14 protein-coding genes and 1 pseudogene are annotated in these 12,028 nt (G+C 69.0%); 8 read left to right on the top strand and 7 right to left on the bottom strand.

Translation table 11 applies throughout. The annotated features are described in order from the left end of the window. From L1066_RS16300 to L1066_RS27905, 5 genes are all read left to right on the top strand, one after another. Positions 1-773 (top strand): hypothetical protein (locus L1066_RS16300; protein WP_235737318.1); only part of this gene is annotated, 773 nt, incomplete at its 5' end. Beyond that, entirely contained in the window at positions 767-1,735 is a 969-nt protein-coding gene (locus L1066_RS16295; RefSeq protein ID WP_235737317.1) for an alpha/beta hydrolase, read from the top strand. The genes L1066_RS16300 and L1066_RS16295, both read left to right, overlap by 7 nt. 126 nt (positions 1,736-1,861) lie before the next feature. Beyond that, complete coding sequence (locus tag L1066_RS16290) at positions 1,862-2,380, top strand: DUF6318 family protein (protein ID WP_235737316.1); 519 nt, start codon at positions 1,862-1,864, stop codon at positions 2,378-2,380. Next, entirely contained in the window at positions 2,377-2,910 is a 534-nt protein-coding gene (locus L1066_RS16285; protein WP_235737315.1) for a DNA methyltransferase, read from the top strand. Before L1066_RS16290 ends, L1066_RS16285 begins: the two co-directional genes overlap by 4 nt. Then, positions 2,907-3,554: a DNA methyltransferase gene (locus L1066_RS27905; RefSeq protein WP_235737314.1), complete on the top strand. Its 648-nt coding sequence runs from the start codon at positions 2,907-2,909 to the stop codon at positions 3,552-3,554. Before L1066_RS16285 ends, L1066_RS27905 begins: the two co-directional genes overlap by 4 nt. Here L1066_RS27905 and L1066_RS16275 read toward each other — a convergent pair. Next, positions 3,547-4,938, bottom strand: a complete 1,392-nt coding sequence (locus tag L1066_RS16275; RefSeq protein ID WP_235737313.1) for a WS/DGAT/MGAT family O-acyltransferase — start codon at positions 4,936-4,938, stop codon at positions 3,547-3,549. The genes L1066_RS27905 and L1066_RS16275 overlap by 8 nt on opposite strands. Positions 4,939-5,045: 107 nt before the next feature. After that, entirely contained in the window at positions 5,046-6,200 is a 1,155-nt protein-coding gene (locus L1066_RS16270) for a glutamate--cysteine ligase (protein ID WP_235737312.1), read from the bottom strand. A 42-nt stretch (positions 6,201-6,242) separates the two neighbouring features. Here L1066_RS16270 and L1066_RS16265 point away from each other — a divergent pair, with 42 nt between their 5' ends. Next, positions 6,243-7,157 (top strand): threonine/serine exporter family protein, encoded by a 915-nt coding sequence (locus L1066_RS16265; RefSeq protein ID WP_235737311.1) that lies wholly within the window; start codon positions 6,243-6,245, stop codon positions 7,155-7,157. Continuing rightward, complete coding sequence (locus tag L1066_RS16260) at positions 7,070-7,591, top strand: threonine/serine exporter family protein (RefSeq protein WP_376707693.1); 522 nt, start codon at positions 7,070-7,072, stop codon at positions 7,589-7,591. Before L1066_RS16265 ends, L1066_RS16260 begins: the two co-directional genes overlap by 88 nt. On the opposite strand, the gene L1066_RS16255 is transcribed toward L1066_RS16260, so the two are convergent. After that, positions 7,584-8,093 (bottom strand): DUF402 domain-containing protein, encoded by a 510-nt coding sequence (locus L1066_RS16255; protein WP_235737309.1) that lies wholly within the window; start codon positions 8,091-8,093, stop codon positions 7,584-7,586. The two genes, L1066_RS16260 and L1066_RS16255, sit on opposite strands and share 8 nt — an antisense overlap. 238 nt (positions 8,094-8,331) lie before the next feature. Here L1066_RS16255 and L1066_RS28800 point away from each other — a divergent pair. Further along, positions 8,332-8,529 (top strand): annotated as a pseudogene (locus tag L1066_RS28800) (helix-turn-helix domain-containing protein); the annotation flags it as partial. An 83-nt stretch (positions 8,530-8,612) separates the two neighbouring features. Here L1066_RS28800 and lepB read toward each other — a convergent pair. From lepB to L1066_RS26890, 4 genes are all read right to left on the bottom strand, one after another. Further along, the gene (gene lepB / locus L1066_RS16250; protein ID WP_235737308.1) at positions 8,613-9,146 is read right to left on the bottom strand and encodes a signal peptidase I; all 534 of its coding nucleotides are present in this window, start codon (positions 9,144-9,146) and stop codon (positions 8,613-8,615) included. Between the two features lie 35 nt (positions 9,147-9,181). Next, positions 9,182-9,868, bottom strand: a complete 687-nt coding sequence (locus L1066_RS16245) for a DUF305 domain-containing protein (RefSeq protein WP_235737307.1) — start codon at positions 9,866-9,868, stop codon at positions 9,182-9,184. 91 nt (positions 9,869-9,959) lie between these two features. Beyond that, positions 9,960-11,033 carry a copper amine oxidase gene (locus tag L1066_RS16240; protein WP_283095473.1) on the bottom strand — a complete coding sequence of 358 codons (1,074 nt, stop codon included), beginning with the start codon at positions 11,031-11,033 and terminating at the stop codon, positions 9,960-9,962. Continuing rightward, positions 10,952-11,977 (bottom strand): copper amine oxidase, encoded by a 1,026-nt coding sequence (locus L1066_RS26890; protein ID WP_283095469.1) that lies wholly within the window; start codon positions 11,975-11,977, stop codon positions 10,952-10,954. The genes L1066_RS16240 and L1066_RS26890 overlap by 82 nt, the downstream gene beginning before the upstream one ends. Positions 11,978-12,028 lie beyond the last annotated feature (51 nt).

The raw sequence follows: 12,028 nt of genomic DNA, 5'->3' as shown, positions 1-12,028 counted from the left end.
AAAGTGCCGCTTCACTGGCGCTGCTCGATGACCCGGCAGGCGTGGTGTCACCGCTCGGCGTGACCTGGTCGATCTGGGCAGTGACCTGGAGGCAGGGCGGCCACCGTCGAGCTGACAGGCGACGATGCCGTGGCGGCGGCGCGCACCCACCGGGTTCTCGCCAACCGGCTCAACGACTCCGTCGCCGAGGTGGCCGCGGTGGCGCGGGCGCTGGCGCTGGCGTGCCACGCCGCCGGCAGTGCCCGACGTGCGTGGCGACGCCGGCCGCCGAGGCGCGGGCCCATGGGTTCCACGTCGACGAGGTGTCGGGTGTCGTGCTCGACCCTGCTGTCCCCGATCCCGACCCAGCGGTGGCCGATGACCGAGTGCGTCACCGGGAGGAGCTGACCGAAGCGGATCGGGAGGGTCTGCGCGCTGCCGACCACGCGGACGCCGAGCTCGCCCAGGTGCTCCCCATGGCGGCCTCAGCCTCGTCGACGGCGGCAACGGGTCGTTGGCCGAGGCCGTGGTCGCCGGCAGGGAGGCGGCCCGGCGCGACGTGCTGCCGATGCCCACCTCGGTGCACCGGGAGAGGTCTTCGGCTGGTGGCGGAGCCTGCCCGCGGGGAGCGCCGGCGACTCATCGAGGAGCAGCCCCAGCTGATCGGCAACACCAACGGCATCCCGCTAGCGCGACGCGACGAGGCCAACCGGCGATATCTTCCGCTGGCCGAGAGGAGCTGCTGGACAAGTGGTGCGAGAGCAGCAGGCGCACCGCCGTCCGACGGATGCTGACCGACGAGCCTGTCGAGGCTCCGAACACGCTGCTCCACAAGCTGCAGGACCTGGCCGCGATCAGCAAGGTGATCAGCGGTCCGGGCACTTCCCTGCTCTCGCTCGACATCAACGGGCGCCGTCACGTCACCACCGACATCGGGCTGGGACGGGTCGACAGGGCGGTGCACGTCACGACCCTCGTCCCGGGCGTCAACTCCCAGCCCAGCCGCAACCTCGGCGACAAGGTCGAGGAGGCGCGGGACCTGCTCGACGTGGCTGCCGATCTCTCCGCGCAGGCAGGCGAAGACGTCGATGCCACCACCCATGCGGCCATCGTGTCGATGGGCTACGAGGCGCCACAACTCGACGGGAGAGGACTCCCCGAGATCGTCAGGGGACTGCAACAGACGGTGACCGACGACGTCGCCCGTGATGCCGGACCGGGCTACGCCGACTTCCTCAACAGCCTCGACGTGACGCGGGCCGAGGATCCCCACCTGACGGTGGCCGGACACTCCTACGGCTCCTTGGCATCGAGCCATGCGCTGCAGCACGGCACCGGTGTCGACGACTTCGTGGCGCTCGGCTCGCCCGGCACCGGTGTCGACGACGTCGCCGAGCTCAAGGTGCCGCACGGGCACGTGCACAATCTCGAGGCCAAGGGTGACCTGGTCGCCGACTCGGGGTGGTTCGGTCGCGACCTCTCCTACCTCGATGGGGTGCGCCAGCTCGACACGGCCGGTCACGACGACCTGGGGCTGACGGAGGTGCGCGGGCACACGAGCTACTACGCGTCGGGCTCCACGAGTCAGCACAACGTGGCGGCCGTGGCGTCCGGACACCACGAGATGGCGATCGACGACACCCGCGCACCCGATCTCACCGACGAGGTGCGTGACGACCTCCGCAAGGCCAAGGGCTGGGTCGACGACCGGCTGGACGATCTCCGGGGGTCGGCAACGTGGTGCGAGGAGGGCTGAAGCACGTCGGTCTAGGCTGACCGTCGTGCCGAACCGAGTCGGAGCCCGATCCCGAAGCAGCTGGGGGCTGCTCGCCCGCATCACGGCCACGGTCGCGGCGCTCTGCCTCGGGGCAGGAGTTGCCGGGTGCAGCGACGACCCGGGGGAGACGGGCCCGGGGACGAGCACGGCCAGGTGTCGGCGGGATCGAGCGATGCCGCCACCGCAACCGACGTGCCGCAGCCTCGAGTCGGCGTACTGCGTGGGGCGCGGAGCGCCACCCCGGCCGGAGCCAAGGCCTATGCGGCGCACTGGGTCGAGCTGCTCAACCAAGCGGTCGCGCGCGGTACGGGCGAGTGGCTGCGGGAGAGCGGACCCGACTGCGTCACCTGCCGCCGGATGGCGGACGGCATCGACGGACTCACCGAGACCGGGGGCCATGTCACGGGCGAGGGCTGGTTGCTGCAGCGAGTGGTGGCCCAGCCGGGCCTGCCCGACAAGCAGGCTGAGCTCGGGCTGGAGGTGCTGCGCCGGCCGGAGGCGATCGTGGCGTCGGAAGGTGCCGACCCGGAGTATCGCGAGGGCGGCAATGAGCGCTACCTGATGAAGCTGGAGCACGACGGCACGACGTGGCACGTCATCGAGCTGGCGCCGGTCCTGCGATGAACCACGCCGTTCACACGTTGCACGTCGGCGACAACCTGCCCGTCCTGCAGACGCTGCCCGACGGATCCGTCGACCTGATCTACACCGACCCGCCCTACAACACCGGCAGCGACTTCGCCTACCGCGACCGGCACGGTGCGGGCGCGGGCAGGCATGCTGCCTGGGTCGAGATGATGCGACCTCGACTGGTCGAGGCGCGGCGGGTGCTCGCCGACCACGGTGCCCTCTTCATCTCCATCGACGACAACGAGATGGCGCACCTGCGGCTGCTGCTCGACGAGGTCTTCGGTGAGGAACAGTTCATCGCGCAGATCGTGGTCAACCTCAACGCGAAGGGCCGGCAGCTGGGCCCGTGGTTCGCCACGTCCCACGAATACCTGCTGGTGTTCGCTCGCGACATCGAGGCGTGCCGGCTGGACGCCACCTCGGCCCACACGGTGCTGGAGTCCGACTTCCCCGGATTGCCGACGACGGCCGTCGCCACCGGCTGCTGCCGCTGCGCAACACCAACAAGAAGTTCAACCCCGTGACCGCTCGTACCCTGCACTACCCGTTGTGGGGCGACCCGGAGTCCGGACACGTGGCGACCCGGCCCTTCGCCGGGGCTCGCGAGGTGCTCCCGGTCTTCGGCGACGGGAAGCCAGCCGTCTGGCGCTGGTCGGCGCCGCTCGTCGACTCCCGGCCCGGCGACCTGGTCTGCCGCACCGTCAAGGGCAAGCTCGGCGATCGCGTCGACATCTACCAACGCGACTGGCTGCACCCCGGCCGTCGCAAGAAGTTGCGCACCATCTGGCTGGCCGAGGAGATCGGCTCCACCGACACCGCTGTCGCCGAGCTCAAGGAGATCGTCGGTCACGTCTTCGAGAGCCCGAAGCCCACCGGGCTGGTGCGGCGGGTGCTCGACTGCTTCCCCAACGATGCCCACGTGCTCGACTTCTTCGCCGGCAGCGGCACCACCGCACATGCGGTCGCGCTCGCCAACGCCGACGACGGCGGCGAGCGCCGGTCGGTCTCGGTCAACATCCCCGAGCCGACGCGGCCGGGCAGCAACGCCCACGGAGCTGGGCTGCTCGCGGTCAGCGACATCACGCAGGCACGGTTGCGGGCGGTTGCGCAACGGTTCGGGGAGACGCTCGAGGTCATCGTCCACGAGCCCGCGTCCGAGCTCAGCTGACGCCCGCCGCCGATTCCAGTGCAGCGAGCTCGTCCTCGAGGTGGATCAGCAGTCGCTGCAGGTGGGGCAGGGTGCGCCGACAGCCGGTGAGTCCGAAACCCATGGTGCCGGCGTACGACGTCGTGGTGATGTTGAGCGCGAGGCCGGGCATCGGGACCGACAGTGGATACATGCCGACCAGCCTGGCGCCGTTGAAGTACTGCGGCACGCGCGGGCCCGGCACGTTGGAGATGATGACGTTGAAGGGTGGCCGCACGTGCCCCTGCAGGCCCAACAGCGGGGTGAGCACTGCCGGAGCCATCCCGATCGCGCTCATCGCCAGGATCTGGGTCGGGGTCATGCTGCCGAGTGCGGCCTTGCCCTCGAGCATCGAGTGGTGGATGGTGCGCAAGCGCGCGCCGGGGTCGGCCTCGTCGGTGCCCAGCCGCACCATGACCGTCCCGAGCGCGTTGCCGCCCGTCGTCGACGCGCTGCCGGCCTCCTTGGCGTTGAGGCCGACCGGGCACATCGCGACCAAGCTGGTCTCGGGCAACGCGTCCAACTCGATGAGGTAGCGCCGCAGCGCCCCGCCGCACATGGCCAGCAGCACGTCGTTGATCGTGGCACCGGTTGCCTTGCCGACGGCGCGCAGACGTTCGGTCGGCCAGTCCTGAGCGGCGAAGCGGCGGGCGGCGGTGATGTCCTGGTTGAGGATCGTCCTGGGTGCGTAGAGCGCCAGAGAGGCACTCTCGTTGCGCAGTCCACGGCTCAGCGTGGTCACCAGCGCCCTCGGCAGCCCGGCCGCGTCGGCGCTGATGCCGAGGGCCGTGCGGAGTGCCTTGATCGGGACGTCGGCGAGGTTGGCGTCGTCCTTGGTACGTCGACGCTTGCGCAGTGCCCACGGTGCCGGCATCTCGCGGGCATCGGGGTCGCTGCTGAGCACGCTCTGCAGCAGTCGCATCGCCGAGACGCCATCGACGAGCGCATGATGGAGCTTCGTGTAGAGGGCGGCCCGGCCGTCGGCGAGCCCTTCGATCACGTGGGCTTCCCACAGTGGGCGTTCGGTGGCCAGGCGGGTCCCGTGGAGGCGGGAGCAGAGGTCGAGGAGCTCGCGGATCCGTCCGGGTTGCGGCAAGGCGCTGTGGCGCAAGTGGTGCTCGAGGTCGAACTCCTGGTCCTCGATCCAGAAGTACTGACCGGCCGTGGTCACCGACCGGTGCGGACGCTTGAGGAAGATCGGCTCGAACTCCTCCACCTGCTGCATCTGGCGGTAGAGGTCACCGACGAATCCGGGGCCGGCGCCTTCGGGCGGCTCGAAGAGCTGCAACCCGCCCACGTGGAGCGGTGCCTTGCGACTCTCGGCCAGGAGGAAGGCGGTCGAGGTCGGATCGATCGGTGTGGCCACGCGTCCCCCTGGTTGTCGGTTGCCGCATCTTCACCCCGCGGGCCGTCGTTGTCGAGCACCCGGCTATGTCAGGCGAGGCGTGGAGGCGGTCGCGCGACCCACAACCGTCAGGTCGACGGACTGGAACTGTCGTCTCGGCGGTCGTGGACGAGTTCGCGGACCACGGAGTCGACGACGGCGACGAGGTCGCCGTCGTGGATCGCGGCCACGGCCCGCTGGCGCTGGTAGGAGGCACCGCGCCGCGGGATGTCGGCGACGGTACGCAGCTCGTCCTCGCAACCGAGGCGACGGGCGACAGGTGTGAGTCGCTCCAACAGGTCGGCGAGGTCATCGGTCATCAGGCGCTCGTTGTTGTCGGCGTCGAGGATGATGATCGCATCGAGGCCGTAGCGGGCGGCGCGCCACTTGTTCTCCTGCACGTGCCACGGCGGCAGCACCGGCAACGTCTCGCCGGCGGCGAGCCGCTCGTCGAGGTCGACCACCAGACAGTGCATGAGTGCGACCAGTGCCGTGAGTTCGGTGATGGTGGAGACGCCGTCGCAGACCCGGTTCTCCAGCGTGCCGTGGTGGGGTGCGGGCCGGATGTCCCAGCGGATCTCGGTGAGCTCCTCGATGACACCAGTGGTGAGCTGGTCGTGGGCGAACGACTCGAACTCCGCCCATCTCTGGAACTGGAAGGGCAAGCCGGCGGTGGGGAGCTGTTGGAACATCAGCGCCCGGTTCGACGCATAGCCAGTGTCGGTGCCGGCCCACACGGGCGAGGAGGCGGAGAGTGCCTGCAGGTGGGGATACTGGTTGAGCAGTGACGACATGATCGGCAGCACCCGGTCACGCTCCGGCAGTCCGACGTGCACGTGCACGCCCCAGATCAGCATCTGCCGCCCCCACCACTGGGTGCGGTTGATCAGCTCCTCGTAGCGCTGTCCGGGCGTCAGCTGCTGGGCCGACCACGCGGCGAAGGGGTGCGTGCCTGCGCCGAAGAGGTCCATGCCGAGCTCGTCGGCAGCAGGGACGACGACGTCGAGGCTCTCGCGCAGCTGCTCGATGGCCTCGCCGACGGTGTCGCACACCCCGGTCACCAGCTCGACGGTGTTGCGCAGCAGCTCGCGGTGGAGCCGCTCAGGATGTGCCAACCGGGGTAGCGCCCGCTCGATCAGCGCATCGGCACCGTTGACGAGATCGCGGGTCCGGCGATCGACCAGCGCGAACTCCCACTCGACGCCGAGCGTGGGACGGGGAGACCCGTGGAAATCGATCTGCACGTGCCCAGCGTGGCACATCACTCGTCTGCAACGATGAGTTCCATGACGGAAGCAGAGCGGTCGGCACCCGCTGTCATGGACCTCAGCCTCCGGATCGGGGAGCTCCTGCTCGACAACGGCGCGGGAGCTGCTGATGTCACCGCGACCATGCAGGCCGTGGCCTACCACTTCGGCCTGCGCACGGCGGCGGTCGACGTCACCTTCACCACCTTGTCGATCGGCTACCAGGCCTCGCCCGACGACCTGCCGCTCACCCAGATCCGCACGGTCAAGCAGCGTGACATCGACTACGAGGACCTCACCCGCATCGACCACCTGGTCCGCGACCTCCTGGCGGATCGGATGGACCTCGAGGAGGCCCGCAGCGAAGTGGCCCGGCTGACCTCGTCGGGCCACATCCGCCACCGCTACGCCATCACCGCCGGCTGGGGCGTGATGTGTGGGGGCGTCGCCTTCATGCTGGGCGGCGAGTGGATCGTCTGCTCGATCGCCTTCCTCTCCGCGGTGCTCATCGACCGGGTCCAGGCAGCGATGCAACGGCGCCGGCTGCCGACCTTCTATCTCCAGGTGGTCGGTGGCGGGATCGCGACGATGCTGGCGGTCGGGGCGGCTGCTGCCGAGTGGGACGTCGATCCGTCGCTGGTGGTCACCGCCAACATCATCATGCTGCTCTCCGGGATCGGTTTCATGGGTGGTCTGCAGGACGCGCTCACCGGCTTCTACATCACGGCCGGCGCCCGCATGACCGAGGCGTTCCTCTCGACCGCCGGCATCATCGCGGGCGTGACCGGGGGCTCGGTGTGGGCGGTGTGCTCGGGGTGGAGGTCGGCCGGCTCAACCCGGGCGCCTTCGGCCTGGAGTCGTGGCCGGTGCTGGCGCTCGGGGCAGCCATCGCGGCCTCGGCGTTCGCCTTCGCCTGCTACTCGCCCAAACGAGTGCTTGCGCCGATCGCCGTGATCGCGGCAATCGCCATCCTCATCACCAACTATGTGCAGCTGGCCGGGTTCGGGCGCCCTTGGGCGGCTGGTTGTGCTGCCTTCTTCGTCGGGCTCGTGGCGTACGCCGCTGCGGGTGCGGTGAAGGTGCCTCCGCTCGTCGTGGTGGTCTCGGCCGTCGTCCCGCTGCTGCCCGGGCTGTCGATCTATCGCGGTCTCTCCCTGCTCTCCGAGGGAGACGCCCACACCTCACGCGGGCTGCTCGCCATCATCACCGCCGCCTCGGTGGCACTGGCGATCGCGGCTGGTGTGATCCTCGGCGAGTACATCGCTCAGCCGCTCAAGCGTGAGGCCCGCAAGCTGGAGACGCGACTCTCCGGTCCGCGGCTGGTCGGCCCGCTGAAGCTGCGTTCGGGACGCAGGCGTCGTCGTCCGGCCGAGGACGGCGTCAGCTGACCTGTGCCAGCCAAGGAAGATGCGTGCGGCCGTCGAACGGTGCGACGCGGTCACTGACCAGTTGCTGCACCAGGTCGCAGTTGATGCCGGCGTGGGCGACCACGACGTCCGGGTAGTCGAGGGTGTGCCGGTGCTCGGCGAACTCGTCCTCGTCGTCGACCCAGACCCGCCCCGACGAGCCGCGGACCACGTCCAGGTCCAGGTCGACGGAGGTGAGCACCCGCCCCTGCCACTTGGGCGGAGTGGTGATGTCGACGTACACCTCGATCGCGGCGGTGAACCCCGGAAGCCGGTGGCCGGCCGCGTGGAAGGCGGCGAGCCAGCCGCGCTCGTCGGCATCAGGGGCGGGGACCAGGGTGACCGAGGCGGACGGGGAGTCGTACGCCGCCCCGGGGCGCTCGTAGTGGGTGCCGGTGGGGAGGCCGATCCAGTCGCCGTGCTGGTCGCTGCCGAGATAGGTGCCGGAGAACGTCCAGTGCGGCAACTGCCGCCACTTGGTCATCCGGATCTCCACCGGGGTTCCGACTCGCACGAGTCGCGACGATACGCGTAGAACGCGGCCACTCCGTCGCGCAACACCGAGAGAAGCGGTGGTGCCTGTTCGCGTGCTGTCCACCCCGACCGCGCGGAGCAGTCCGTCGGCGTCCTCCATGCCGAAATACGTACGACACATCGAGGTCACATCGCCGACCAGCGTGGGGCCTAGTCTTCGGTGAGCCGAGGTGAGGGGAGGTCCGCACATGCCGGAGCCAGAAGGCCGGGACACCGCTGCGGGAGAACGGTTCCTGGCACGCCAGCCGGCGGCCGTCGACAGCGCCTTCGCCGTCCTGGAGAAGGTCGCCGAGCTGGGTGTGGGGGTCACGTCACGGCAGCTGGTCCGGGAACTCCCGATGTCGAAGGCGACGGTCTACCGGATCGTCAAGCATCTGGTCGACCAGGAGTACCTGGTGCACGCGCAGGACCACAGTGGCCTCACGCTGGGGCAGCGGGTCGTGGCACTGGCCCGGACGGCAGCGGAGGGTCAGCCGCGTCCCACGACCCGGCCGGTGAGCGACTCCGTGGGAACGCTGCCTGCGCCGGTGAGCGCGCCCACCACACTCGAGTCGAACGAGACGTCGCGGTTGTCCCCGAGCAGCCACACCTGACCATCCGGCACGACGACTCGGTAGGTCGGAGTGTTTCCCGAACCGGGCGCGCTGGCCAGGTACGGTTCGTCGATCCGTTCGCCGTTCACGAGCAGGCTGCCGTCTGCAGCGCAGCACTCGACCCGGTCGCCTGCCTCCGCCACGACGCGCTTGACCATGCGCTCGGGGACCCGGTCGCCGCTGCTCCAACGCGGGAACACCGCACGCCAGTGGTGCGGCGGCGTGAAGACCACGATGTCGCCCACCGACGGTTCACCGCGCAGCGGCGCCGCGACCACGTGGTCACCGGTGCGCAGGGCCGGAGCCATGGAGTCGGAGGTGACCTCCACGACCCGCCACCCGGAGGCAGCGGCCGCCAGCGGTAGGCCGGCCACCGTCATCGTGAGCGCGAGCACCAGCCGACGGCGCATCGAACGGCGTCTGGGGCGTTCCGGGCCGGGGGCGGTCATGACTGCGGACAGCCAGCGACGGTGTCGGTGGCGCACAGGTCGTTGATGATGGTCCTCATGTAGGCGATCTCCTGCTGCTGCTCCCGGATCACGTGCCGGGCGTTGCTCAGGGTGTAGCTGTTGACCGCGTTGCCGAGGTAGTCCTGCGACATCTGCACGGCGCCCTGGTGGTGCTGGACCATGAGCGTCAGGAACGCGACCTCCGCCTCCGCCGTGGCGAGGTCTCCCAGCGCCCTGATCTGTCGCTCGGGGACCATGCCCGGCATGGCGGTGTGGTCGTGGTCAGGGTCCTCGGCGGGGAGCTCGTCGCCCCAGGCATCGAGCCAGCTCGCCATGATGGTGATCTCGTTGCGCTGGTCGTCGCGGATGAAAGTGGCCGCCGCCTTCACCCGCTCCTCCAGGTCGTTGTGGGAGAGCGCCTGCCGCGACATCCGCAGGGCCTGCTCGTGATGGGGGATCATGTCGCGGATGAACCGCGCGTCTGCGGCCGCGGGTGTTTCGGCCCGCTCCATCTCCGGTGCCATCGGGACCACGCCCCACGGGCGGCTCACGGTGCGCGACTCGGCCTTCCAGCCGCCGACCTGGACGACCTCTCGTTGCGGCTCGGGTTCGCTCCGGCCGCAACCGGCCAGGAGCTCGAAGCACAGCAGGGCGGCGAGAACACGGATGCACAGGCTGGACATGGGGCCTCCGGAATTTCGGGACAACAGGGTCCGGTGGGGTCAGGCGACAGCCGCGTGACCCCACCGGAAATCGATCGATGTGGAGGTCAGATCACTTCTTCTTGACCTTGACGGTGATCGTCTTGCTGGAGCCGAGCACCTTGCCGGAGCCGCCGTAGCTGACCGCGACCTGGTACTTGCCCTTCTTGGAGAAGGCCTTCAACTTGAACTTCACGGTGCCGTTCTTCAGCTTGCCGCTGCCGACCAACTTGCCCTTGTGGGTGACGGTGACCTTGCCGGTCGGAGTCACTCCGGTCGCGTTCACGGTGACCGTGACCGTCGGCTTCTTGCCAGCCTTGACCTTGGTGGCCGATGCCTTCACCTTGCTGGTCACTGCACCCGGCTCGGGCTCGGGCTCCGGCTCGGGCTCGGGCTCGGCACCGCCGGAGACGGCGACGGCCTCGGACTCGGCAGTGCCCGACGGGTAGCCGGTCCGTGACGCAGTCACCTTGACGGTGATGTCGCTGCCCAGGTCGGCGGCAGTCAGCACGTAGGTCTCACCGGTGGCGCCGACCTCGTTGCCCTCCTCGTCGAGGCTCGTGATCGGCTCACCGTCGCGGAACCAGAGGTACTGGTAGTTCCACGTCGTGCGTGCTTCGTTCCAGGCGCCCGGGGTGGCGGTCAGCGTGGTGCCGGTGGTCGGGTCCTCGGTGTCCGTCGACACGGTCGGGAGCTCGGTGTTGGTCGCGATGCAGGGACGCGTGGTGGAGTTCACGGCGCCACCCGTGGGGCCGTTGACGCAGGAACGAGCCTCGGTGATGGTCGGCTTCTGGGCGAAGAAGTCACGCGGGACGATCTGGAACTTCTGCCAGTGGATCGGCATCGGGCTCTGGTCCTCGTCCTTGTCGGTGTGGTGGAACCCGACGTTGACCCAAGCCACGGGATCGGTGAGCTCGAGGGTGTCCTCCTCGACGTAGTCCAGGACGGACTTGCCCGGGCATCCTGCGTTGAGGTTGGCGGTGGCGTACTCCTGGCAGGCCCGGTAGTTGGTGAACGAGATGTGCGGGGTGAACTCGGCGATCGTCTTGTTCGCGTAGTTCTGGTTCACGATCTCGTAGGAACGTGCGTGCCCGTCCGGGTTCTTGGAGTTCGGATTGAGCACGCGGAACCACGAGAGCTCGTCCATGTCCGCGTTGGGTACGGCGCTGAACGCCCCGTCGTGCTTGACGGTCTCGCTCTCGATGATCGGAGCGCGGCTACCGGATCCGGGGAGGAGAAGTTCCACTGCTCGACCTCCTGCCGCTCACCCGCGTCGATGCCGAAGTCCACCTTGTAGATCGCGTTGTGCCAGTGCGATCCCGCGTAGGTGTCCTGGCCGTCTGCGGTCTTGTCGCCCCCGAGGTCCCAACCCACCTTGGGATTGGTGCCGAAGAACTGGCTGCCGGGTGCACCCGGGGCGATGTCCCCGGTGGCGCCGAGGCCGATCTCGATCTGGCCGTGATCGTCGAACTTCATCGAGGTCTGGTACTCGTACCAGGAGATCTTGGCGATCGCGCTGACCTCGAGTGCGGTGCCCTGGTCGGCGTACAGCACGCCGCCACCCAACTGGGTCTCCTGCGCGTGGGTCGCCAGACCCGTGCCGACCTCGTCGGTGCAGATCCCCTTCATGGTGCGCTCGACCAGTCGGCTCTGGTAGGTGAAGGACTGCGGCACATCGTGCATGTCGCCGCTGCAGGTGGCCTCGTTCTGCTCGATCAGGTACTGCTTGCCGAACCCGTACGACGTGATGTCGTTGTACTGGACGCCGCCGTGGTTGTAGGGGACGTTGAGCTGGGCGATGCCGATCGAGTCGAGGACCCGCTTGTAGCCGGCGTACTCGCGGTCCGTCGGCGGCTTGTACTCCACCTTCTCCAGGATCAAGCCCTTGAGCGGGTGGATCCTTGCGCACATGCGCCACGAGGCGCCGTTCTCCAGGGTCTTCTCGACATAGCTGTCGTCACACGACAGCGTGTCTGGCGCGGCACTTGCGGTCGTGGCCGTGGCTGCAGCGCCGATGACTGCGAGGGAACCGCCGACCAGAGTGGCCGCCGCGAGCCCTGCCAAGCGGCGCATTCCTTGGGACGTCTTCATTCCTCTGCCTCCCTTCACTTGAACTTGACGATGGACTTGTCGGACAGGTTG

The organism is Nocardioides alcanivorans, assembly GCF_021555175.1.
Classification (GTDB): Bacteria; Actinomycetota; Actinomycetes; order Propionibacteriales; family Nocardioidaceae; genus Nocardioides; species Nocardioides alcanivorans.
The sequence above is the reverse complement of the archived record's forward strand: the minus strand, read 5'-3'. Positions and strand labels throughout refer to the sequence as shown.

Bases quoted from the DNA above. Each gene is read 5' to 3' on its own strand.
- L1066_RS26890 (WP_283095469.1), bottom strand. From the start codon at position 11,977: ATGAAGACGTCCCAAGGAATGCGCCGCTTGGCAGGGCTCGCGGCGGCC.
- lepB (WP_235737308.1), bottom strand. From the start codon at position 9,146: ATGCGCCGTCGGCTGGTGCTCGCGCTCACGATGACGGTGGCCGGCCTA.
- L1066_RS16245 (WP_235737307.1), bottom strand. From the start codon at position 9,868: ATGTCCAGCCTGTGCATCCGTGTTCTCGCCGCCCTGCTGTGCTTCGAG.
- L1066_RS16295 (WP_235737317.1), top strand. From the start codon at position 767: ATGCTGACCGACGAGCCTGTCGAGGCTCCGAACACGCTGCTCCACAAG.
- L1066_RS16285 (WP_235737315.1), top strand. From the start codon at position 2,377: ATGAACCACGCCGTTCACACGTTGCACGTCGGCGACAACCTGCCCGTC.
- L1066_RS16240 (WP_283095473.1), bottom strand. From the start codon at position 11,033: ATGGACGAGCTCTCGTGGTTCCGCGTGCTCAATCCGAACTCCAAGAAC.
- L1066_RS16265 (WP_235737311.1), top strand. From the start codon at position 6,243: ATGACGGAAGCAGAGCGGTCGGCACCCGCTGTCATGGACCTCAGCCTC.
- L1066_RS16255 (WP_235737309.1), bottom strand. From the start codon at position 8,093: ATGACCAAGTGGCGGCAGTTGCCGCACTGGACGTTCTCCGGCACCTAT.